Source organism: Kitasatospora sp. NPDC048662 (assembly GCF_055587065.1).
On the sequence record NZ_JBVJHA010000014.1, the window covers coordinates 59,759 to 81,512 of the forward strand.

22 protein-coding genes are annotated in these 21,754 nt (G+C 74.0%); 16 read left to right on the forward strand and 6 right to left on the reverse strand.

Annotated elements, in window-relative coordinates:
- The first annotated feature begins 46 nt into the window (after positions 1 to 46).
- Positions 47 to 841: an ArsR/SmtB family transcription factor gene (locus ACZ6R9_RS28945; protein ID WP_465541486.1), complete on the forward strand. Its 795-nt coding sequence runs from the start codon at positions 47 to 49 to the stop codon at positions 839 to 841.
- 111 nt (positions 842 to 952) lie between these two features.
- Here the strand turns inward: ACZ6R9_RS28945 and ACZ6R9_RS28950 are convergent, their stop codons facing one another.
- Positions 953 to 1,963, reverse strand: a complete 1,011-nt coding sequence (locus ACZ6R9_RS28950) for a polysaccharide deacetylase family protein (protein WP_465541363.1) — start codon at positions 1,961 to 1,963, stop codon at positions 953 to 955.
- A 446-nt stretch (positions 1,964 to 2,409) separates the two neighbouring features.
- On the opposite strand from ACZ6R9_RS28950, the gene ACZ6R9_RS28955 reads away from it, so the two are divergent.
- From ACZ6R9_RS28955 to ACZ6R9_RS28980, 6 genes are all read left to right on the forward strand, one after another.
- Positions 2,410 to 2,670: a hypothetical protein gene (locus ACZ6R9_RS28955; RefSeq protein ID WP_380484987.1), complete on the forward strand. Its 261-nt coding sequence runs from the start codon at positions 2,410 to 2,412 to the stop codon at positions 2,668 to 2,670.
- A gap of 237 nt (positions 2,671 to 2,907) precedes the next feature.
- On the forward strand, positions 2,908 to 3,735 hold the full coding sequence (locus tag ACZ6R9_RS28960) for a polysaccharide deacetylase family protein (RefSeq protein ID WP_380484986.1): 828 nt from the start codon (positions 2,908 to 2,910) through the stop codon (positions 3,733 to 3,735).
- A complete protein-coding gene (locus ACZ6R9_RS28965; RefSeq protein ID WP_465541366.1) occupies positions 3,728 to 4,915 on the forward strand; it encodes a glycosyltransferase in 1,188 nt (395 codons plus the stop codon). The genes ACZ6R9_RS28960 and ACZ6R9_RS28965 overlap by 8 nt, the downstream gene beginning before the upstream one ends.
- Positions 4,916 to 5,026: 111 nt before the next feature.
- Positions 5,027 to 5,689 (forward strand): sugar transferase, encoded by a 663-nt coding sequence (locus ACZ6R9_RS28970; protein ID WP_380484982.1) that lies wholly within the window; start codon positions 5,027 to 5,029, stop codon positions 5,687 to 5,689.
- Between the two features lie 101 nt (positions 5,690 to 5,790).
- Positions 5,791 to 6,387: a NeuD/PglB/VioB family sugar acetyltransferase gene (locus tag ACZ6R9_RS28975; RefSeq protein WP_465541368.1), complete on the forward strand. Its 597-nt coding sequence runs from the start codon at positions 5,791 to 5,793 to the stop codon at positions 6,385 to 6,387.
- Between the two features lie 24 nt (positions 6,388 to 6,411).
- On the forward strand, positions 6,412 to 6,891 hold the full coding sequence (locus ACZ6R9_RS28980; RefSeq protein WP_465541370.1) for an NUDIX hydrolase: 480 nt from the start codon (positions 6,412 to 6,414) through the stop codon (positions 6,889 to 6,891).
- A 98-nt stretch (positions 6,892 to 6,989) separates the two neighbouring features.
- Here ACZ6R9_RS28980 and ACZ6R9_RS28985 read toward each other — a convergent pair whose 3' ends face one another.
- Together ACZ6R9_RS28985 and ACZ6R9_RS28990 are read right to left on the reverse strand one after the other, a co-directional pair.
- Positions 6,990 to 7,919 (reverse strand): NAD-dependent epimerase/dehydratase family protein, encoded by a 930-nt coding sequence (locus tag ACZ6R9_RS28985; RefSeq protein WP_465541372.1) that lies wholly within the window; start codon positions 7,917 to 7,919, stop codon positions 6,990 to 6,992.
- 177 nt (positions 7,920 to 8,096) lie between these two features.
- Complete coding sequence (locus ACZ6R9_RS28990; protein ID WP_380485122.1) at positions 8,097 to 8,645, reverse strand: PTS-dependent dihydroxyacetone kinase phosphotransferase subunit DhaM; 549 nt, start codon at positions 8,643 to 8,645, stop codon at positions 8,097 to 8,099.
- 286 nt (positions 8,646 to 8,931) lie between these two features.
- Between ACZ6R9_RS28990 and ACZ6R9_RS28995 the strand changes: the two genes are divergently transcribed.
- The 4 genes from ACZ6R9_RS28995 (at position 8,932) to ACZ6R9_RS29010 (ending at position 11,813) form a co-directional block, all read left to right on the forward strand.
- Positions 8,932 to 9,171, forward strand: coding sequence for a DUF397 domain-containing protein (locus ACZ6R9_RS28995; RefSeq protein ID WP_380484978.1), 240 nt, complete (start codon positions 8,932 to 8,934; stop codon positions 9,169 to 9,171).
- An 857-nt stretch (positions 9,172 to 10,028) separates the two neighbouring features.
- On the forward strand, positions 10,029 to 10,523 hold the full coding sequence (locus ACZ6R9_RS29000; protein ID WP_380484976.1) for a hypothetical protein: 495 nt from the start codon (positions 10,029 to 10,031) through the stop codon (positions 10,521 to 10,523).
- A 7-nt stretch (positions 10,524 to 10,530) separates the two neighbouring features.
- Complete coding sequence (locus ACZ6R9_RS29005) at positions 10,531 to 10,611, forward strand: putative leader peptide (RefSeq protein WP_341869173.1); 81 nt, start codon at positions 10,531 to 10,533, stop codon at positions 10,609 to 10,611.
- 56 nt (positions 10,612 to 10,667) lie between these two features.
- Positions 10,668 to 11,813, forward strand: coding sequence for an acyl-CoA dehydrogenase family protein (locus tag ACZ6R9_RS29010; RefSeq protein WP_465541375.1), 1,146 nt, complete (start codon positions 10,668 to 10,670; stop codon positions 11,811 to 11,813).
- A 199-nt stretch (positions 11,814 to 12,012) separates the two neighbouring features.
- Here ACZ6R9_RS29010 and ACZ6R9_RS29015 read toward each other — a convergent pair whose 3' ends face one another.
- Positions 12,013 to 13,173: an aminoglycoside phosphotransferase family protein gene (locus ACZ6R9_RS29015; protein WP_465541377.1), complete on the reverse strand. Its 1,161-nt coding sequence runs from the start codon at positions 13,171 to 13,173 to the stop codon at positions 12,013 to 12,015.
- Between the two features lie 417 nt (positions 13,174 to 13,590).
- Here ACZ6R9_RS29015 and ACZ6R9_RS29020 point away from each other — a divergent pair, with 417 nt between their 5' ends.
- From ACZ6R9_RS29020 to ACZ6R9_RS29030, 3 genes are all read left to right on the forward strand, one after another.
- Entirely contained in the window at positions 13,591 to 15,060 is a 1,470-nt protein-coding gene (locus ACZ6R9_RS29020) for a DNA-binding protein NsdB (protein ID WP_465541379.1), read from the forward strand.
- Between the two features lie 297 nt (positions 15,061 to 15,357).
- Complete coding sequence (locus ACZ6R9_RS29025; RefSeq protein ID WP_465541380.1) at positions 15,358 to 16,785, forward strand: HEAT repeat domain-containing protein; 1,428 nt, start codon at positions 15,358 to 15,360, stop codon at positions 16,783 to 16,785.
- A gap of 10 nt (positions 16,786 to 16,795) precedes the next feature.
- Positions 16,796 to 17,548, forward strand: a complete 753-nt coding sequence (locus ACZ6R9_RS29030) for a DUF1775 domain-containing protein (RefSeq protein ID WP_465541382.1) — start codon at positions 16,796 to 16,798, stop codon at positions 17,546 to 17,548.
- A gap of 170 nt (positions 17,549 to 17,718) precedes the next feature.
- Here the strand turns inward: ACZ6R9_RS29030 and ACZ6R9_RS29035 are convergent, their stop codons facing one another.
- Positions 17,719 to 18,909: an MFS transporter gene (locus tag ACZ6R9_RS29035; protein ID WP_465541384.1), complete on the reverse strand. Its 1,191-nt coding sequence runs from the start codon at positions 18,907 to 18,909 to the stop codon at positions 17,719 to 17,721.
- Between the two features lie 84 nt (positions 18,910 to 18,993).
- On the opposite strand from ACZ6R9_RS29035, the gene ACZ6R9_RS29040 reads away from it, so the two are divergent.
- Both ACZ6R9_RS29040 and ACZ6R9_RS29045 read left to right on the forward strand, forming a co-directional pair.
- A complete protein-coding gene (locus tag ACZ6R9_RS29040; RefSeq protein ID WP_465541386.1) occupies positions 18,994 to 19,980 on the forward strand; it encodes an ArsR/SmtB family transcription factor in 987 nt (328 codons plus the stop codon).
- Between the two features lie 234 nt (positions 19,981 to 20,214).
- Positions 20,215 to 20,706 (forward strand): RICIN domain-containing protein, encoded by a 492-nt coding sequence (locus tag ACZ6R9_RS29045; protein WP_465541388.1) that lies wholly within the window; start codon positions 20,215 to 20,217, stop codon positions 20,704 to 20,706.
- An 82-nt stretch (positions 20,707 to 20,788) separates the two neighbouring features.
- Here ACZ6R9_RS29045 and ACZ6R9_RS29050 read toward each other — a convergent pair whose 3' ends face one another.
- Positions 20,789 to 21,631 (reverse strand): undecaprenyl-diphosphate phosphatase, encoded by an 843-nt coding sequence (locus tag ACZ6R9_RS29050; RefSeq protein WP_465541489.1) that lies wholly within the window; start codon positions 21,629 to 21,631, stop codon positions 20,789 to 20,791.
- Positions 21,632 to 21,754: the final 123 nt, after the last annotated feature.

The window sequence follows — 21,754 nt, forward strand, 5'->3', positions numbered from 1 at the left end:
CCTGCACGATGGAGGAGTGAGTCCGGAACCGGCCTCCGCCACCCCGATGGACGCGGTGTTCAAGGCCCTCGCCGATCCGACCCGCCGGTCGCTGCTCGACCGGCTGCGGGTGCGGGACGGGCAGACGCTGCGGGAGTTGTGCGGGGAGGTGGCGATGGCCCGGCAGTCGGTGACCCAGCACCTGGACGTGCTGGTCGCGGCGCGCCTGGTCACCGTGGTCCGCCGGGGGCGGGAACGGCTCCACTACCTCAACCCCGGGCCGATCCACGAGATCGAGCAGCGGTGGATCGCCGACTTCGACCGGCCCCGGCTGGCCGTCCTCGGTGCGATCAAGCGACAGGCAGAGCGGGAGTACGCCATGAGCAGCGAATCCGACACCGGAACCGTCCCGACCTACGTCTACGCCACCTACATCCGGGCCACCCCGGAACAGGTGTGGAAAGCGCTTACCGACCCCGAGCTGACGGCCCGCTTCTGGGGCCACGCCAACGTCTCCGATTGGCAGGCCGGATCCACCTGGGAGCACCGCCGGACGGACGGCTCCGGCACGGTGGACGTCACCGGACACGTGCTGGTGGCCGAGCCGCCGACCCGGCTGGTGCTCACCTTCGAGGACCGGCCGGACCTGTTCATCGACCAGGCCGCCACCGTGACCTTCCTGATCGAGCCCTACCAGGACATCGTCCGGCTGACCGTCACCCACGAGAAGCTGCGCGACCGCACCGCGCTGCGGGCGATCTCGCACGGCTGGCCGGCCGTCCTGGCGAACCTGAAGTCGCTGCTGGAGACGGGGGAGACCCTGCCGCAGGCCCCGTGGGAGATGGCCCCCACCGAGAGCTGAACCCGGAGGCCCCGCGACGCCCGGCCGACCCGCGGCGGCGCGGGCCGGGCCGGGTTACGGGCGGGTACGGAGGGTGCCCACGCTCGGGCCCTGCAATACCCAGGCGAACCGTTACGCCTGGGCGCCCAGCAGGCGCTGAACCGCCGGCTCCAGGCCCGACAGGATGGTGTCGAAGCGGCGGGTCGAGGTGGTGGAATCCACCTGGAGGCGGCTGATCCGCAGCGGGTGGGCCGGCAGCCGGGGGCCGAGGCGGTGGTCGGAGAGGAAGCCCAGCCGGTAGCCGAGCTGGCGCAGCACCGCGTCCGCCCGCTCGTCGAACCCGCCGTCCGGGTACGCGAACGCCGACGGGGCCTCGCCCAGCCAGCGGGTCAGCGCCCGGTGCGCGCCCGCGATCTCCGCCTGCACCGTCGCCTCGTCGCAGCGGCGCAGCGACGGGTGCCCCAGGGTGTGGTTGCCCACCGTGACGTCCGCCTCGCGCAGCGCCCGCAGGTCCTCCGGGCGCAGCTGCTCCTGGGCCGGCGGGCGGCGGGACGCGGAGACCCGCAGCTCGGCCAGGCTGCGCCGGCGGTCCGGGTCGGGCAGCGCCTTGAGCAGCGCCAGCACCCGCGCCGGGTCCCCGCCGCGGGGCAGCAGCCGGGCCCGGCCGCCGTGGCGGGCCAGGAACGCGGCCTCGTGCCACCAGAACGGCTGCTCGGTGCCGACCACCTCGGCGATCACGAACGCGGCCGCCGGGATACGGCGCGCCACCAGCTCCGGCAGCGCGTGCCGCAGCACGGTGCGGTCCGGGTCGTCGAAGGTCACCAGCACCGAGCGCGGCGGCAGCGGCCGGCCCTCGGCCAGCGAACGCTCCACGTCCTGCACCGAGACCGGGGTGGCCAGCCGTCGGAGCCGGTCGAGCTGGGCGCCGAACGACCGCGGATCGGTGATGCCGTGATAGGCGAGCACGGCCAGCCGCTGCGCGGCCCTGGCCCGGAACAGCGGCTGGGCCGGACTGAACCGCAGCCAGCTGCTCCGGTCCCGGGGCTGCTGCGGCGCGGCGGCGGTGGGTGCGGCGGTGGGTACGGCGGCAGGCTGGGGCGGGGCGCAGACGGCGGCGGCGGTAGTGGCGGTGGCGTACGACACGGTTCCCCCCTCGGTCGCCGGCATGCGGCGTGGCGGTACCGTCGGCAGGCGGAGCCCGGCCTCCGACCCCGGGCGCGGCGGCTCCGCTCCCGAGTGATCTAGCCCGCGGCGGGTACTCCCAATCCCGCTCGTGGACGGCTCCTGGATCGCTCAATGTAGTGGAGACCATCGACGTGGCGGGATGGTTGTACGGGGGACGGCGAGATTTCGCGGGCGCCCCGGAACGACCGGCCCGCGGGCGCCCCGGAACGACCGGCCGGAACCCTCCGAACGGCAGACCGGACTCGTCCGACCGACCGGCCGGAACCGTCCGAACGGCAGACCGGAACCGCCCCGACGGTGGACGGGGGAGTCGCCAGGGCGCCCCGGGCGGGCGCGGGCCGAGCTCCCTGACCAGGGCCCAAAGGCTGTGGCCCGGCATCCGGGGGCGGGTTACCGTGGATGGCATGGGAGACACCCCGAGTGATCGCGCCGCTACGCGCTGGTCCACCGTGTTCGGCGGCTGCGCGCTGCGCCGCCACCAGCTGCTGCTGTCCCTGGTCGGTGTGGGCTGCGTGGTGCTCGGCATCCTGGTCGCCGTGCTGGTCCCGGAGAGCGACGGGCCCGCCTGGGTGATGGCGGTGGCCGGCTGCCTGGCCACCGGAGTGCTGTTGCTGGCCCGGGTCGGGCTGGCGCTGCTGCGGCCCGGCCGCGACGCCGCGTCCTGACGCCCCTGGGGCGAGTGGCTCCCGGAGGGGTGCGAATCGGCCGGAGGGTCGGAAGGTGTCGGCAAACGGACAGTGCCGGTCAGATCGACTGATTTTCGGCCTACCTACGCACTTCTTTCACGTTTCCCCAGCAGTGGCACCACACTTCCCCCTACTGTGAAACGCATCGCCCGCGCAAGCCGCGGGCCGGGGGAGTTTCATCAGGGGTCGGTGCGGGGGCACCGCGAGGGGGAAGTCATGGCGAGCACCGCCGGCGACGCCACAGGCATCAGGACGAAGGTCAAACAGCAGCTGGCCCGCGCGGCCGGCCGCGCTCCCGGCGAGGGCGCCACCCTCCTCATCTACCACCGGATCGGCGGCGGCACCGCCGACGAGCTCGACCTCGCCACCGCCGACTTCACCGCCCAGGCCGACCTGCTCGCCGAACTCCCGGCCGGCCGCGTGGTCTCCCTGGACACCGCCGCCGACCGCCTCGACGCCGGCCGGCGCACCCCCAGCACCGTCCTCACCTTCGACGACGGCTTCGCCGACACCTACGACACCGCCTGGCCGATCCTCAAGGAACGCGGCCTGCCGTTCACCGTCTACCTGGCCAGCGGCATGGTCGGCGGCCCGATGCGCTGGGAGGGCTCCACCGCCAAAGGCGCCCCCGCCACCGGGCTCAGCTGGGGGCAGCTGCGCGAGATGGCCGCGTCCGGGCTGTGCACCGTCGCCAACCACACCCGCAGCCACGCCCGGCCCGCGCTGCTCACCACCGCCGAACTCGACGCCTGCGGCGACGACGTCGAGGAACACCTCGGCACCCGCCCGCGCCACTTCGCCTACACCTGGGGCACGCCCGTCCCGCACATGGAGAGCGCGCTGCGCGCCCGGTTCCGCACCAGCGCCACCGGCCGGGTCGGCCGCAACCTGCCCGGGCACGACCCGGCGCGCCTGCACCGCGTCCCGGTCCGCCGCACCGACCCGATCGACTTCTTCCGTGCCAAGCTGTACGGCCGGCTCGTCCCCGAACGCGCCTACGCCCGGATCGTCGCCACCGCGAAGGCGGTGGGCGCCCGTGCCTGACCGGCTGCCCCTGCGGCTGCGCGGCGAGGGCGGACGGCCGCTGCGGGTCGCCCACCTCACCACCGTGGACATGTCGCTGCACCTGCTGCTGGCCACCGAACTGACCGTGGACGTCGAACACGGCCTGAGGACGTACGGCCTCAGCGCCCCCGGACCCTACCGGCAGCGGATCGAGCAACTCGGCGTCCAGTACCGGCCGTTGCCCTCGCTCACCCGCGCCTGGAAGCCCGCCGCCGACCTCGCCGCCGCCCGCGAACTGCTCGCCGCGCTGCGCGAGATCCGGCCCGACGTGCTGCACACCCACAACCCGAAGACCGGCGTGCTCGGCCGCGTCCTCGGCCGGCTCGCCCGGGTGCCGGTCGTCGTCAACACCTGCCACGGACTGTGGGCACAGGCCCACGACCCGCTCGCCAGAAGGCTGTTGGTGCTCGGCGCCGAAGCCTTCGCCGCCCGGTTCTCGCACGCCGAGCTGTACCAGAACGCCGAGGACCACCGCACCCTCGCCCGCTGGGGCGTCCCCGCCCGGCGCGCCCGGGTCGTCGGCAACGGCGTCGACCTCGACCGCTTCCCCGCACCCGGGCCGCGGCGGGACGCCCTGCGCGCCGAGCTCAGGAAACAACTGGGTGTACGGGACGAGGAGTTGCTGGTCGGCGGAGTCGGCCGGCGGGTCGCGGAGAAAGGCATCCGCGAATACGCCGAAGCCGCCCGGGCGCTGGCCGGCAAGGCCCGCTTCGTGTGGATCGGACCGGACGACCCCGACAAGCCCGACGCGCTGCGCGCCGCCGAAGCCGGACTCGAATTCCTCGGCAGCCGCGACGACATGCCCGCCGTGTACGCCGCGCTCGACGTCTTCGTCCTCCCCTCCCACCGGGAAGGCTTCTCCCGCTCCGGCATGGAGGCCGCCGCCAGCGGACTGCCCATGGTGCTCAGCGACATCCGCGGCTGCCGCGAGATCGGCACCCACGACCAGCACCTGCTGCTCGCCCCCGCCGCCGACGCCGCCGCCCTCACCCGCGCACTTGACCGGCTTCTCACCGAGCCGCACCTGCGGACCCGCCTGGCCACGGCGGCCCGCCGCCGCGCCCTCGAACAGTTCGACCAGCGCACCGTCGCCCGGATCTCCCTGGAGACCTACGCCGCCGTCGCCCGCCGCCGCGGCCTGCCCTGGACCACCGACTGACCCGGCGCCACCCGCACCGCCGTTACGCCTTCTGCACCGCACCGCCGTTACGCGCGCCCGCAGCCCGGCGCGCCCACCACACCACCACGCACCAACCCAGTTGGGGGAGAAATGAAGCGAGGGGGGGACCTCGCGGTCGCCGCACTGGCCGGGATCATCGCCGTCCCGCTCGGCCTGGTGATCGCCCTCCTGATCCGCGCCACCATGGGCGGACCGGTGATCTTCCGGCAGACCCGCTCCGGCCGCCACGGCCAGGAGTTCCGCATCCTCAAGTTCCGCACCATGCGCGACAAACGCCACCCGGACGAACCCGACGCCCCGCGCATCACCCGCCTCGGCGCGCTGCTGCGCAGGACCAGCCTCGACGAACTCCCGCAGCTGTGGAACGTCGTGCGCGGCGACATGGCCGTCATCGGCCCCCGCCCCACCCTGCCCGAACAGGTCGTCCACTACTCGCCCCGGCAACGCGGCCGCCTCGCGCTGCGCCCCGGTCTCACCGGCTGGGCGCAGATCCGCGGACGCAACTCCATCAGCTGGCCCGAACGGATCGAGCTCGACCTCTGGTACATCGAACACCGCTCCCTGCTGCTCGACCTGCGCATCCTCGCCGGCACCGCCAGGATGCTGCTTCACCCCACCGGCATCACCGCCGCCGGCGGCGTCAACCCGGGATTCCCGATCCCCGCCGAGACACCGGCGCCGGCCGCAGCGCGAGTGGTGCTGCCGCGGCAGGCGACCGCGCCCCGGATGGCCCGGGAGGAACTGCGCGGCTGAAGGAACGATTCGGCCCGGGACCGGGCGGCCGCGGCTCACCCCGCTGCCGCCCGGTCTGCCGTAGGGTCCGGGACAGTCAGTGCGAGCGGAGGCGGGGCGGGATGCTGTGGATCGCGGGTGCGGGCGGGGTCGGCCGGGAGGCGCTGGACGTCGCGATCGCGGCGAGTGTGCCCGTCGCCGGATTCCTGGACGACCGGCTGGCAGGTGAGCGGGTCCGCGGCCTGCCCGTCCGCAAGCCCGGTGAACTCCCCTCCGGCGCCCCGTACTTGATCGGGATCGCCGACCCGGCGGTGCGGGCCCGGCTGGCCCTGCTGCTGGACGCGGCGGGCGGCAGCCCGGCCACCCTGGTGCACCCGCGGGCGATCATCGCGCCGGAGACCGAACTCGCCGCCGGCTGCCTGGTGATGGGCGGCGCCCACGTCTCCAGCAGCGTCACCCTCGGGGCGCACAGCCAGGTCCACTACAACGCCACCGTCGGTCACGACGCCCGCCTCGGCGCCCGCGTCACCGTCTACCCCGGCGCGAACGTCTCCGGCGCCGTCCTGCTGTGCGAAGACGCCACCGTCGGCTCGGGCGCCGTCGTCCTCCAGGGCCGCACCGTCGGCCCCGGCGGCTTCGTCGGCGCCGGCGCCGTCGTCACCCGCGACGTGCCCCCGCGCACCACCGTGATCGGCTGCCCGGCCCGCCCGATGCCGTGATCCGGCACGGTTAGGCTCGTGGGCATGGGAATTCCTGTGTTTCTGGCCGAGCTGCGCGAACTGGTGGGCCACCGGCCGCTGTGGCTGTCCGGCGTCGGTGTGGTGCCGGTGGACGAGGACGGGCGGGTGCTGCTCGGGCGGCGGGCGGACAACGGGGCGTGGTCGGTGGTCGGGGGGATCGTCGACCCGGGGGAGCAGCCCGCGGACGCGGCGGTGCGGGAGTGCCTGGAGGAGACGGGCGTGACGGTGCTGCCGGAGGCGCTGACCTCGGTGACCGTCTCGCCGCTGATCGAATACCCGAACGGGGACCACGCCCAGTACCTGGAACTGACCTTCCGCTGCCGCCCGTTGGCCGGCGAGGCGCGGGTGAACGACGAGGAATCGCTGGAGGTCGGCTGGTTCCACCCCGACGCGCTGCCCGAACTGGACGCGTCCGCACGCAAACGGATCGAGCTGGCGCTGGCCGGAAACAGCACGGCGTACTTCGAACTGAACGCGTCGTGACCGGCTGACCCCCGCTGCCCCCACTGCACCTGCTGCCCCCGCTGCACCCGGAGCGCGCAACGGCGCGCTCCGGGGCGGCAGTTCGCGCCGGCGGTGGCTCAGGGCGCCCGGAACCACTCCGCGGTGCGGCGCAGGCCCTCCGGCAGCGGGACGGGCCGTATGCCGGGAAACAGGGCGCGCAGGCGGGAGTTGTCGGCCTGGGAGTCGCGTACGTCCCCCGGCCGGGGATCGACGTGCTCGGCGGCGACCGGCTCGCCCAGTGCCTCGCCGAGCAGGGCGATCAGCTCCAGCAGGGTGGTGCGGGTGCCGAACGCCAGGTTGACCGGCTCGGCGCTGACCACCCGGCGCAGCACCGCCTCGGCGAGCACCTGCGCGACCGTGCCGACATAGGTGAAGTCGCGGCTCTGCAGCCCGTCCCCGTGCACCGTCACCGGCCGGCCGTGCAGCGCCGCGTCCAGGAACGCCGGGACGACGGCGGCGTACGCATGGCCGGCGGGCTGGAGCGGGCCGAAGACGTTGAAGAAGCGCAGCGGGAGCACGCCCAGGCCGTAGCAGTGGTGGTAGGCCCCGAGGTACGCCTCGGTGGCCAGCTTGGACACCGCATAGGGGCTCATCGGTGCCGGCCGCATCGACTCCCGCTTGGGCAACTCGCGGTTGGCGCCGTACACCGAGGACGAGGACGCCGCCGCCACGTACAGCCCACCGGCCCGGCGGGCCGCCTCCAGCACCTCCAGGGTGCCGGTGGCGTTCGCATGGTGACTGGCCAGTGGCGCCGCCACCGAGCGCGGCACCGAGGGCAGCGCCGCCAGGTGCACCACCGCGTCCGCGCCCGTGAACGCCGCGTCCAGCAGCGCCGGATCGAGGATCGTGCCCTCGAACAGCGTCACGCCGACGCCCGCCAGATTGGCCTTGCTGCCGGTGGACAGGTCGTCCACCACCCGGACCTCCGACACCTCCGGGCGGGCCGTCAACTCCCGTGCCAGATTGGCCCCGATGAACCCGGCCCCGCCGGTGATCACCACTCGCATCGCCGCACACCACCCCTTCGCCGGGCCCCGGGGATCCCCCCACCGGGCCGATGCGCCGACTCTAGCCGCGCACCCACGCCCACCGGGCCGAAAACCCGGTCAGTCGCACCCAAACCGTCCCATCGGCCACAATCCCGTACGACGAGCGGCCGGGAACAGGTAGCCGTGCGGCGGGTTTCAACGCTTCGGGCGCCGCCCGGCCTCCTCCGCCGCGTCCAGCACCGCCGCCAGGTCGCCGCCCGCCGTCGCGGTCGCCACCGCCGCCACCGCGCCCTCCACGAACGGCGCGTCCGCGAACCGCACCGGGAACGGCAGGAGGTGCTCGTCGGCCTCGCCCAGCAGCGCCAGCACGGTGTCGACCGCGCCGTTCAGGTCGCACAGCACCACCACGCCATGGCCCTGGTCGACCCGCCGGGCCGCCGTCGCCACCAGCACCGCGCTGGTGCCCAGACCGTCCGCGAGCGAGCCGCCGGTCGCCACCACCGGAGCCGGATCGCCCGACTCCGCCACCGCCAGGGCCAGCGCCCGCACCGCGTCCGCCACCTCGTGGCTGTGCGAGACCAGCACCACACCGACCCGCCCGTGCCCGACCGGCCGCGAGGGCCGCGGCACGGTGGGTGTCGGGGCGGGCAGTGTGCCGGTGGCGCTGCCCGCCGGCGGGGCGGACGGCGCGGTGGTGATCGGGATGACGTCGGCGCGGCTGCGGCTGCCGTCCCGCTGGTCCATCGGCTGCTCCCCGGTGCGTGGCTGACTGCTCGTCACCCATCCCTACCTCGAACGGGCCCCGGTGGCCTGCCTTTAGCACAGGTGTCGGCCGGACACGGCCGGATCGGACCATCTCCACCACCCGCGGGGCAGACCCGGCGCGATCCGCCGGACCCGCCGCCCGCGATGGCTAGGCTGGCCGCTCGAACACCTCGGTGGCGACGCCGGGACAGGCCGGCGATCGGCACCGACCCGCGATCGGCACCGACCGGCAAGGGCCGGTACGGCAGTGGAGGGGAGCACCACCATGGCGGCACAGGCGGCGGACCGGCGGAAGATCGAGCTGGATGTGAGCGGAGCCGAGTGGCAGTCCGCGAACGACGACCCGAACGGCGTGCAGATCGCTTTCGTCGAAGGCTGCATCGCGATGCGCAACGGCGCGGAGCCGGACGGCCCGGCGCTGATCTTCACCCCCGCCGAATGGCGGGCCTTCGTCCTCGGCGCGCGGGACGGCGAATTCGACCCCGACCGGCAGACCCAAGGCTGACGCGGTCACCGGCCCCCGGGCGGCGGCCCGAACTCGGCACCCACCGAGCCGAATTCGGCCCCCCCAGTGTCGAATTCGGCCGCACGCGGGCGGATTTCGGCCGTTTCGAAGATGACCGGTACGCCCGGACTGCCCTGATCCGCACCCGTCGAAACCGCTCGTGAAGGTGACGAGTGGGCATACTCCGAGGTTACAAAAGAGTTCTGATGGGCCGAAACTTGTTGACTGTCCGACAAGCCTGCCAGAGAGTAAGAGCAGGCAGACGCCGTGCCGACCGCCCCCACGCGGTCTGGCACGGCGCCCGCTTGTGCTGCCCGTCACCGGCGCCGATGACGGGCCCTCCCACCCTGGACCGCACAGCGTGCGGCACCCGTCGCGACGGGAGCAGGCCCGACCGGGAAGAGCTACCTCCCGACTGGGCCAAAACCCGGATTCCGCACGCCCCCACGCGGCGGTGATCCGGGCAAGGTCCGCGAACGCGACGGCTTGAGGGCCCCGCGGACCTGGCTCGGTGTTCCTATGGCTTTGTGTGCCGATTCCCTCGGTCCGTCGGCCGCCGGAGCGCCTGCCGCGTCGTCCGCAGGCTCCCGCAACGGCGAAGACCGATCGAATCAGCAAGTGGTGCTTGTGAGTTCACACGACTGACGTTCACACGACCGCATGCGCAGTGAGGGAATGCGCGCAAGGCACGCCGCGACAAGCCGCACCCTGTGGATCTCGCCCGGAGCGGCCGTCGTGCTGAACCGAACGTAGCCCGGACGGTTGCTCAGAGTCAACATTGGTCCCTGAGCGTAGATCCCGGCCTGATCGCGGACCCACTCACCGGCCCCGGCCCACCGGGCACGTACGATGGGCCCATGTCATTTCTCCGCCGTCGCTCCGGACAGCCCGCCGGCCCGGACTTCGACGTCCTGGCAATGGATCCGGGCGACTGGCCCGGCCTGTTCGGGGCCATGATCATGGCCGGTCCGGACGGCTCCTGCCAAGGCATTTTCCTGCGCTACGACCTGCTCGGCGGCCGCGGCCCCGCGATGCTGATCGGCAACGTCCCGCAGGGGTCGCCCGCCCGCGAGAGCGAGGACGGCGTGCCCTTCGAGGTCCGCCAGCTGCTCGCCGCCCTGGAGAACGACGAGCCGGTGGAATTCGTCTCCGCCGAGGACTTCCCGGTCATGCTCGGCGACGACCTGCTGATCGTCCGGAAGGTCAAGGTCAGCGAAGGGCGCCTGTACTGCTCCCAGTTCGGGCGCAGCGATGACGTCCAGGTCACCATCGCCTCCTGGGACCGACCGATTTCGGACGACCTCTACCAGCTCCTGAAGCCGCTTCCGGCGGAGATGTTCCAGCAGGACTAGGCGCGCGATGCCCCGGCCGCTGCTGCTCACCCGCCGCCTGCACGTGGACCTCCGGCGCACCGCCGGCGCGGCCTGTCCGGCGTCCTGACCCACCCCGAGTCCAGGACCGCCCGACCGACCACGCCCGCCCGGAGGACCGCCGCCATGCCTCGCACCCCCGCGCACACCCCTGCCGTCGAACGCGGAACCGATTCTGCGAGCAGCCAGGGCGAGACCGCCCTCGAACGGGCCCTCGGCCGGCTGCCCCGGGTGGTCGACCTGCTCGCCGCCCGCGCCGCCGAACACGACCGCGACGGCACCTTCCCGTACCAGGGCATCGAAACCGTCCACGAAGCCGGACTGCTCACCCTGACGGTCGGGCAGCGCTACGGCGGCCCCGGCGCCGGACTCGCCGACACCGTCCGGGTACTGGCCCGGCTCGGCCGCGGCGACGCCTCCGTCGCGCTGCTCACCGCGCACACCCTGCTGCACCACGCCGAACAGGCCGCGGGCGCGCCTTGGCCCGCCGCGCTCTACCGGCGGCTGCTCACCGAATCCCGCCGCGGCCCGGCCCTGGTCGGCACCCTGCGCGCCGCACCCGGCCGCCCGCCCGCCGTCACCGCCCACTGGCGCGGCGACGCCTGGCAGCTCACCGGCCGCGCCGCGCAGTGTCCCGGCGCCGAAGCACTCGCCTGGCTCGCCGTCGAAGCCCGCACCGAAGAACAGCGGCCCCGCACCGGCCTGTTCCTGATTCGCGGCGACAGCCCCGGGCTGGAGATCGACCCCGCCGCCGACCAACTCGGCCTGCGCGCCGCCGCCGGCCACGACGTCCTGCTGGACGGTGCCCGGGTCGGCACCGACGCCGTCCTGCTGCCCCGCACCCCCGCCCCGGCCGACCGTCCGCTCTCCGCCGCCCGGCGTCAACTCGCCCTCGTCGCCGTCCTGCTGGGCACCGCGCGGGCCGCCCTCGACTGGTCCGCCGGACACCTGCGCGGCAGCACCGCGCACCGCCGCCCGATCGGCGAACTCGACGCCCGGCTCACCGGCGCCGAGGAACTCGTGCACGGCCTCGCCGCCCGCATCGACGCCGACCCGGCCGCCGCCGAACGCGCCCCCGCCGTCCAGCTGCTGGCGGCCCGCACCGCCGCCGACACCGTCCAGCAGGCCCTCACCCTCACCGGCAGCGCCGGCCTCGACCGCCGCCACCCGCTGGAGCGCCACCTGCGCGACACTCTCGGCCTGCGCACCCAACTGCCCGCCGAGGACGCCGTGCTGGACGCCCTCGGCGAAGCCCTGCTCGGGCGCGTCTGACCATTCCGCCGGGCGCGCGATGCCGGATCCGCGCGCCGGGAGGTGCCGCCCCGGCGCACCGGCGAGCCGTCCGAGTGCGCCCGGCGCGAGGACGGCCCGCCCGGCCGGGCGTGAACCGCGGGCACCCCCAGCCCCCAGGGCCAGGGGTGCCCGCCGATCCGACGGGAATCGCCGGACGGGCCGCGAAGCCGACGGCAGGTCAGCGGGTGCCGACCGCCGCGCGGACCGCGCGGCGGGCCAGGGCCGCGTCGTCGTACAGCCGGCGGATCATGATCCGCTGCTCCTCGCCCGCGCCCGGGAGGTCGTGCAGCCGCAGCTCCCGCATCAGCACCAGCGTCAGGTTGACCAGGAACGCGTCCCGGGCCATGGTGCCGCCGGACTGGGCGAGTTGGCTGATCTGGCGGCGGGCCGCGGTGTCACCCGACAGCACGCTCCAGAGCACCGCCAGGTCGTAGCCCGGCAGGTACCAGCCGGCCTGCTCCCAGTCCAGCAGGACCGGGCCGGACGGCGCCAGCAGGATGTTGCCGAGCAGCGCGTCGCCGTGGCACAGCTGGCGCGGCACCGAGGACAGGCCGTGCAGCAGGCCGCGCAGGTCGCCCGCGTCCCGGTCGGTCAGCAGGCCGAGCGAGTGGAACCGGGCGATCTCGGTCTGGTAGTCCAGCGGCTGGTCGAACACGTCCGTCGGCGGCCGCCACAGGTTCAGCGTGCGTACCGCGCCGAGCACGGCCCGCACCTCGCCCGGCGTCGGGGCGTTCGCGGGGTGCCGCTCACGGGCCGCCGGACGGCCCGGCACCCGCTCCAGCACCAGCACGCAGCGGTCGTGGTCGGCCGCCACCAGCCTTGGCAGACGCACCGGCGGACGGTGCCGCACGAACGCCCGGTACACCGCCACCTCGTGGTGGAAGCGCTCCATCAGGTGCGCCGCCTGCGGGCCGCGCAGCGCCCCCGGCGCCAGGCACTTGGCCACCACCGGGGCCCGGCCGATGGTGCCCGCGACCAGGATGTGCCGACTGCCCTCCCGCAGCACCTGCCGGGGAAGGAACGCGGGACATATCCGCGCGACGTTGGCAAGCACCGCACGCACCGCCGGGGTCTGCAGCGCGGCCGGATCCACCCGGTCCACGAACGCCTCCGCGCCCCGCCCGGGCATCGGACGGCCGAGCCGGCCCACCTGCTCCGGCATCGGACGGGTCACCAGGGTGGTGCGCCCGCGCGGGTCGCGCAGCTCCACGGCGCGCGGCGCGGGACGGCCCGCACCGGCGGTCGGGGGGCGCAGACCGGAGCGTGGGGGGCGCGCGGCCGCGCCGTCCACCCCGATCGGGGCGATCGGTCGAGTACCGGTGCTGGCTGTGGAGTACATGGGCGGGTGAGGGTCCTTCCTTGACCGGCGGCAAGCTTCACGGGGCCCGGACGCGCAGGGGTCGGGCCGCCGGGTGGGGAGCGGGCGCCGGGCACGGAGCCGGAGCCGTCGAACCGTCCGCACCCTGGGGAAATGCGTCCGCTCCGACCCTCCGTGCCATGCCCGGTGCCCCCGCGCCACCCGGTTGCGCCACCCCCTGAACCACGCCTCGCAGGAACGGACCCTGACGGGCCGTCGGTCGACATCCGGGCCGGTCGGGAGCCGTTCCGACGCGAGATCGGGGTGGCGCACACCTACCTGACACCCGATCGGCACTGGCACGCCACATAGCGAACCCTGGCGAAGCCTGGCGAATGGTCGCTTGGCATGTGACAGAGCCATTAGTGTCGTGCCCAGCCGATGAACCTGGGGGCTCATGTGAGCAGGGGGCCGAACAGCAGGCTGGCCGACCATTTCGCACTGACCGGCTGGTCCAAGGGCGAATTGGCGCGGCTGGTCAACCGGCGGGGTGCCGCACTGGGCGAGCAGCAGCTGTCCACCGACACCTCCCGGGTCCGGCGCTGGATCGAGCAGGGCGAGATCCCGCGCGACCCGGTGCCGAGGGTGCTGGCGGCCGTGTTCACCGAGCGGCTCGGCCGTGTCGTCACCACCGAGGACTTAGGTCTCGAACGGCACCGACCCGCCAGGTCCGGCAGCACGGCACCACCGCCGACGGAACCCGGGGCACCGGATCGGACGGCCGCGGTCCTCACCGAGTTCACGGGAATGGACCTCATGCTGAACAGACGCGGACTGGTCGGCGCCTCCGCGGCCCTCGCGGCGGGCGCGGTCATCGCCGACAACCTGCACGACTGGCTCACCGGCGGCGCGGTCGCCGAAGCCGCCCGCCGCCCCCACACCCCGGGCGGCCCCGCCCTGGTGACCGACGTCTACGAAGCCGGCCCGGTCGGCAACGAGGAAGTCACCGCCCTGGAACGCTCGGTCGAGGTGTTCCGCGCCTGGGACGCCTCCCGCGGCGGCGGACTCCAGCGCAAGGCCGTGGTCGGCCAACTCAACGAAGTCGGCGGCCTGCTCGCCCACAGCCACCCCGCCGCCCTGGAACGCCGGCTCTGGACGGTCGCCGCCAACCTCGCCGTGCTGGCCGGCTGGATGTCCCACGACGTCGGCCTCGAACCCACCGCCCAGCGCTACTTCGTGATCGCCGCCCAGGCCGCCCGGGAGGCCGACGACCGCCCCCGGGCCGCCGAGGCCGTCTCCCGCGCCGCCCGCCAGATGCTCCACCTCGGCCGCGCCGACGAGGCCCTCGAACTCATGCAGCTCGCCCGGGCCGGCACCCGCCCCGCCGACGGCGCACTGCCCCGCACCCGCGCCATGCTGTGCACCGTCGAAGCCTGGGCGCACGCCTCGCTCGGCCGCTCCGAGGCCACTCACCGGACCCTCGGCGAGGCCGAACACCACTTCGTCCAGGACACCGACCGGCCCGCCCCCGCCTGGATGCAGCTGTTCGACGAGGCCGAGATGCACGGCATGCAGGCCCTGGTGCACCGCACCCTCGCCGAACACGACGCCGGCGCCGTCCCGTTGGCCGTCCACCACGCCCAACAGGCCGTCCGGCTGCGGCAGAAGACCGGCCGGGAGCGCTCCGCCCTGCTCGACCGGATCACCCTGGCCTCCGCCCACTGGATCGGCGGCGAACCCGAGGCGGCCGTGGCGCAGGCGAACGGCGTCCTCGACGCGATCGGCCAGACCTCCTCCCGGCGCACCTGGGACCGGCTCCGGGAGATGGACCGGCTCGCCGAACGCCACCAGGGCCGGCCGGACGTCGCCGAACTGCGCGAACGGATCCGCGACGCGCTGCCCGCGCCCCGGGCTCCCCGGCCGATCTGAGCGGCGGGCGCCCGGCGTGGGCCCGGTGTGCGGTCTTCACTCGTACGTGACGGGTGTGTGGCCGGTGCCCGGTTCCTGCTCCACGGGTGCGTCCAAGGTCCGGAACCGGTCGATCCGGTACGGACGGAGTCGGCTCGGCATGGCCGTACCTGCGGAAATCCGTTGCCCTGTGTGCGGAGCGGCCCCCCAGGCGGTAACCTTCGGTGATTCCGGCGCCCGGGCGCCTGAGCTGTGCCAACCGACCCCGGCGACGGAAATCCCGTTGCCTTGACGACCGCCGCAACGGATGCTGACCTCATGTTCGAGCCAGTGATAGCGCCCAGCGCCAGCCTCCTCGGCCTCCTCCAGAGAGGCCGCGGAGACGGGCAGCTGCATGCGTTGGCCGCAGACCGCGACGAGGCGATCACCGCCGTCGAGAGCTGCGTGACCAACGACCCCCGCGCCGACTGGCAGGTCGAGAACCGCTCCTTGTACTACGCGCGGCTCTACATGGAGTTGGAGGCCCCCCTCACCGGCCTCGAACTCCACCTCACCTCCCCCGAGGACGCCACCGACACCGACGAGGCCCGCACCGGCCTCGCCCTGGCCGTACTCGGCCACCTCGCCGGCTACGGCCGCCGCGACGCCCTCGACCTGCTGCGCGCCTACACCACCACCGGGACCAACTGGGCCTGGGCCCTCGACGAACTCGCCCTGCGCGACACCGACGAGGCGCTGCTCGCCCTGGCCCCCGCCGTCCTGCGCCGCTTCCCGGCCGGCCCGGAGGGCGACGCCGAACTGCGCGAAGCCATCCGCGCCGCGTACGAGCCACGGGTCTGGCGGCTGTGGGCCGTCCACCACCCGCGGGTCGCCACCGCGAGCGAGCAGTCACCCTTCGACCTGTGGCAGCGGCAGCTCAACCGCCAGGGCGTCACGCCCGGTTGGTCCACCGCCGACGTCCTCGCCTGGGCCGACCAGGGCGAAGGCCCCGAACCCGGCGCCCTCGCCCGCCGTGCCGCCGCGGCCGCCCGCTGCCTCACCGCCGTCGTCCGGCCCGAGGACGCGCCGCTGCTGCACGAGGCCGCCGCCGGCGGACCGGCCGGCGCCCGCTGCGCCGCCCTCCGGTACCTGGTCGAGCAGCGCGACCCGGCCGCCGCCGAGTACATCGAGACCGCCGCCGCCGACCTGGACCACCGGATCGTCGCCACCGCGCTCGAAGTGCTCGGCCGGATGCGAGGTCCCGAGGCGCTCCAGCACGCCCGCCGCTGGGCCGACCCGGCCACCGGCAGTGCCGACAGCGCCCTCGGCCAAGCCGCCGTCCGCCTCCTCGCCGACGCCGGCGAAGCCTGCGACGCCCCACTGGTGGTCGCCGCACTCCATCAGTGGATCTCACTGAACGGCGTCACCGGCACCGCCCTCGGCAGCCTCGTCGACGGCATCGGCCGACTCCGCGCACACGCCGCCGTGCCCGCCCTGCGGCACGTCTACGGCGAGGCGTCCTCCTCCGAACTGCGCGGCCGGGCCGCCCAGGCACTCGCCGTCACCGACCCGTACTTCGGGGAGGGCCCCGCCGTCGAATGCCTGTGGGACTGCGAGGAATCCACCCGGGAACTCGCCGCCACCCACGTCACCACCACCGGCGACGCCCGCGTCCTCGAACGTCTGCGCCGGCTGGCCGCCGACCCCGCCGAGGAAGCCGAGGTCCATGCCGCCGTTCGCGGCCGCCTGACAGCCCGCGACCGGTAGAGTCACGTCCATGCAGCGACCGCGAGCTCCGCGCCCCGCCCTGACAGCCCTCCTCACCCTGGGGATGCTCCTCGGGGCGGCCGGCGGCGCCGCCGCCCACGTCGAGGTCAACACCACGACGGCGCAGGCGCTCAGCGTCGATGCCACCGTCACCTTCTCCGCCGAGGGCGAGTCCTCCACGGCGGGCATCACCGACCTCAAGGTCACGCTGCCCGCCGGTCTCGCCCCCGCCGACATCACCCCCGTCAAGACCCCCGACGGCTGGGCGTTCACCCCCACCGCCGACGGCTGGACGGTCGCCGGGCCGGCCCTCGCGCCCGGCGCGGCCGCGGAGTTCTCCGTGAAGGTCCGTCAACTCCCGTCCAGCACCTCGGTGGTGTTCAAAACCCTGGTCGACTACTCCGACGGCCACACCGACCGGTGGATCGAACTCCCGCAGGGCGACACCAAGCCCGAACATCCCGCCCCCGTCCTCGCCCTCCGCCCGGCCGCGGCCGGGGCCACCCCGCTCCCCGCCGCGACGCCCTCGGCCTCCACCTCCGCCTCCGCCTCCGCCTCCGCCTCCTCCTCCGCGACGCCCTCGGCCGACGCCTCCTCCGCCGCGCCGTCGGTGTCCGCCTCCGCCTCGGCCACGCCCGTCGCGTCCGAGAAGGACACCGAGAGCATCACCACGATCGTCCTCGGCGGTCTCGCCGCGGTCGTGGTGCTCGGCACGCTGATCGCCTTCGCGGTGCGCCGCAGGTCCTCGCGCCGCGAGAAGTAGCGGGTGCCCGCTTTCGGCGCGGTCCGCTGATCCGGTGGTCATGACCGTATGACCAGCGCGGACCGGCCGCCGCTCACCGACGCCTGCGGCCCGACGGACCACCTGCCGGCCTGGCGCGGGCGGTGCGGCCGAGTTCGTGCTGGCGGTCGCGCGTGGGTTTTGCGTTGAGGTCAGGCCGGTTTGAGGTGCGGGAGGGTGCGGACGTGGGGGGAGAGGAGGGGGAGGAGGGTCAGGGTGGCCTGGGTGAGGGCGGTGGTGGTGGCGACCAGGTGCGGGCCGTAGTGGGTGGCGAGGGGGCCGCAGGCGAGTTGGCCGAGGGGGATGGCGAGGTAGGAGAAGACGTCGGCGTGGGAGGAGACGCGGGACAGCAGGTCGGGTGGGAGGTGTTCCTGGAGTGAGGTGTCCCAGGCGGTGGTGGCGAGGGCGCTGCCCAGGCCGGCGGTGAGGGCGGCGGCGAGCAGCCAGGGGGCGGGGGCGTGCAGGCCGAGGGCGAGGAGGGGCAAGGGGAGGGCCAGGCCTGCGAGTTGGCCGGCGGCAAGGAGGCGGGGGAGGGCGAGCCGGTAGAGGGCGGCGCCGGCCAACAGCAGACCGGTGCCGCGGGCGGCGAGCAGAGTGCCCCAGAGGGCGGGGCCGGAGAGTTGCGGGCCGAGGATCTGCCACGGGCCGGTGAGCAGCAGGTTGGTCGCGCAGTACGACCAGGTCGTCCACCAGATCCAGCGGGTGCGCCGGAAGGCCGTCCACCCCTCGCGCAACTCCGGTAGCAGGGCGGGTCGTTGGGCGCGGATCCGGCCGGCCGGAAGGCGGGCGAGGCAGAGCGCGGCCGGCAGGTAGCTGAGGGCGTCAGCCGCCACCGCCCAGCCGGCGCCCACGCCTGCCACCAGCAGGCCGGCCAGCGCCGGGCCGAACACCTTGCTGCCGTTGGAGGCAATGCCCAACAGGGCGTTCGCGGGCCGCAGTTGCTCGCGCGGGACGAGTTCGGGCAGGACGCCGACCAGCGCGGGCGAGGTGAACGCCGTGAGCAGCCCGTTGAGGAACTCCAGGGCGGCGATCGGGCCGAGCGCGTAGTGGCCGGTCAACAGCAGCGCCGCGACCGCGCCCTGGGTGAGTCCCGCCCCGAGGTGGGTGGCGAGCAGGACGGTGCGGCGCGGGAGACGATCGGCGATCGCGCCGCCCAGCAGCAGGAACGCCAGCAGGGGGAGCGTCCGCAGGGCGAGCACGATGCCCAGGTCGGCGGCCCGGCCGGAGTCGCCGAGCACTGCGAACGCCAGCGCCACCGGCGCCATCGCGCTACCGAGCAGGGAGATCGCGCGACCGGCGAAGAACCAGCGGAAACCGTGGTGGTGAAGGAGTGGTGGAAGCACCCGCAGAGTGTGCGAGCCCGTACCGCCGGGCCTCTATCGTTTCGGCGACCGACGAAACCTGGAGAAGGGTGGACGACGTTCGCCATGGTGATGCTGCGCCTCGACTCGCTGGCGTTGTCGCGCTCCCGGTTCGCCCTGTCGCCGTTCGCCGAGACACTCGCCACGATCATCCAACTCGCCCGTCCCGCAGCCGATTCGTGGCATCCGGAGTGGCACACCCGGCACCGGGTGGAGTTCCACGCCCGGCTCCGGGCGGATCCGTACGCGCGGGGGCTGGTCGAGCTGATCTCGGCCACGAAGTACCTGCCGGACCACCTGGTGGTGCCGCCGGGCGGCGGGATGGAGACCACCCTGGAGGCCGAACTCGCCGAGGTGGCGCGGGTACCGGACGAGGCGGTGCGGGAGAGCCTGCGACTGTCACTGGCGCACAGCTGGGAGGACGACCGGCACCTGGACTGGCTCACCGGGCGCCAACACGGCGCGCGGGCCGCCGAGTTGTTCCGCGCGGTCTGGGACACCCACCTCGCCGCCGAGTGGCCCGCCCGCCGGGCCGTCCTGCAACGCGACGTCACCCACCGGGCCGGACTGCTGGCCGCGCACGGCTGGCCGCGCGCCCTGCACCTGATGAACCGTCGCAGCGGGTGGGTCGGCAGCGACGCCATCCGGTTCAGCGACCAGCCCGGCCCCGACCACGTGGTCGGGCCGGACGGCATGCTGTTCGTGCCGGTCAGCGCCCGCCGCAGCTCCTGGCTGTGCCACGCCCCCGGCCGTCCGCACGCCCTGGTCTACCCCGCCCGCGGAACGGGTGTTCCCGGCCCCGCCCCGGCCGGCGAGCAGGCCCTCGCCCGGCTGATCGGCACCGGCCGTGCAGCCATCCTCCGCCACCTCGACATCCCCGCCACGACCAGCGAACTCGCCATCCTGATGGGCCAGTCCGTAGGCACCATCGGTGGCCACCTCACCATCCTCCGCGAATCCGCCCTCGTCGACCGCACCCGCCTCGGCCGCCGCGTCCTCTACCACCGCACCCCCCTCGGCGACCACCTCGCGGACGGCGCGCCGGGGTTGTGAGGGCCGACCATGCAGTGTTGTGGGTTCGGGAGGTGTATGGGTCGAGCTCGCCGGCGCGGAGCTTGCTGCCCTCGGGTGAACTGTGCGCTGCCCAGGTGAATTGCCGTGGCCGATCGCGGCGACGCGGATCATCCCGGACGCGAAGCGCTGTGCACACCCTCTAGCTTCGCGACTGGGCGGACGGGCCCGGTATGGGCCCCACGCGTTCGCGAACAGCTCGGACAAGGAGAGGCAGTGCACATCACCAGGAAGGCCGCCACCCTCGCGGCAGCAGTCTCACTCGCCGGCGTCGTTCTCGGGGGTGGTCCGGCGCGGGCCCAGGGCGAGTCGTTCACCGCATCCGTCCAGGTGGCGAGCGACAACACCAACCTGGACGAGTATCTCGGGGCCGCGTTCTGGACCCGGGATCCCAGCTTCGGCTACCAGGACTGGACGTTCACCAGGGTCGGTGAGACGTCCGACGGCATCGGCATCTTCATGATCAAGGGCGGCCACTACGGGAAGTGCATCGCGGACGCGGGCGACGGGCAGTCCGTGACCCAACTGGCCTGCGAGGAGGGCGACGAGACCCAGCGGTGGGTGGTCGACACCGACCGGGAGTACACCACCATCGCCAGCAGCGAGGACCGGGAGATGGTCCTTCAGGGCAATGGAGAAGACCGGTCCGTGACCATCAACCCGGCCGACGGCGGGTGGCACCAGACCTGGATGCTTTACCAGAAGTAGCGGGCGCAGGGAAAAGGTGCACGGAAGAGGCGAATGAAGAAGGGGCAGGCCAACCGGCCCGCCCCTTCGGGGGTGGTGGCGGTCAGTGCACCGCGCCCGCGTCGGGGGCGAGGACGCCCGTGGTGACCAGGCCGATGATGGTGATGCCGAGCAGGACGCGGTAGATCACGAACGGCATGAAGCTGTTGTGCGAGATGTACTTCAGGAACCAGGAGATGGCCGCGTAGCCCACCGCGAAGGCGATCAGGGTGGCCAGGACGGTCGGCCCCCAGGCAGGTGCCGGGCCTTCGCCGATCTTGAAGAGTTCGAGCGTGCCGGAGGCGAGCACCGCCGGGATGGCCAGCAGGAACGAGTAGCGGGCGGCCGCCTCGCGGCTGTAGCCGAGGAACAGGCCGGCGCTGATGGTGCCGCCGGAGCGGGAGACGCCCGGGATCAGCGCCAGCGACTGCGCGGCGCCGTAGATCAGCGCGTGCGGGAAGGTCAGTGAGCTGATCGGGCGGGCATTGCGGACCGCGCGCGAGCGGTCGGCGACGGCGAGGATCAGGCCGAACACGATCAGCGTGGTGCCGATCAGCCGCAGGTCGCGCAGCGTGGTCTCGATGGTGTCCTGGAACAGCTTGCCGATGATGCCGATCGGCAGCGTGCCGACGATCACGTACCAGCCGAGCTTCGCGTTCTGGTCGCGCCGCCACTCGGCGCGGAACAGCGACAGCGTCCAGGCCTTGATGATCGAGCCGATGTCGCGGCGGAAGTAGATCAGCACTGCGGACTCGGTGCCCAGCTGCGTCACCGCCGTGAACGCCGCGCCCGGGTCGTCCCACCCCGCGAGGGCGGAGAACACCCGCAGGTGCGCACTGGAGGAGACCGGCAGGAACTCGGTCAGACCCTGCACCAGGCCGAGCACGGCCCCGTGGAACCAGTCGATCACCGGACAGACCCCGCGGATATCGATCGGTGGTTCAGCATGGCGGCAGTCCTGTTCGCTCGTGGGGTGGCCCGGCGGCGGCTCGGGGGCTCGGTCCGGTGTGGCCCGGATGATAGGGGCTCA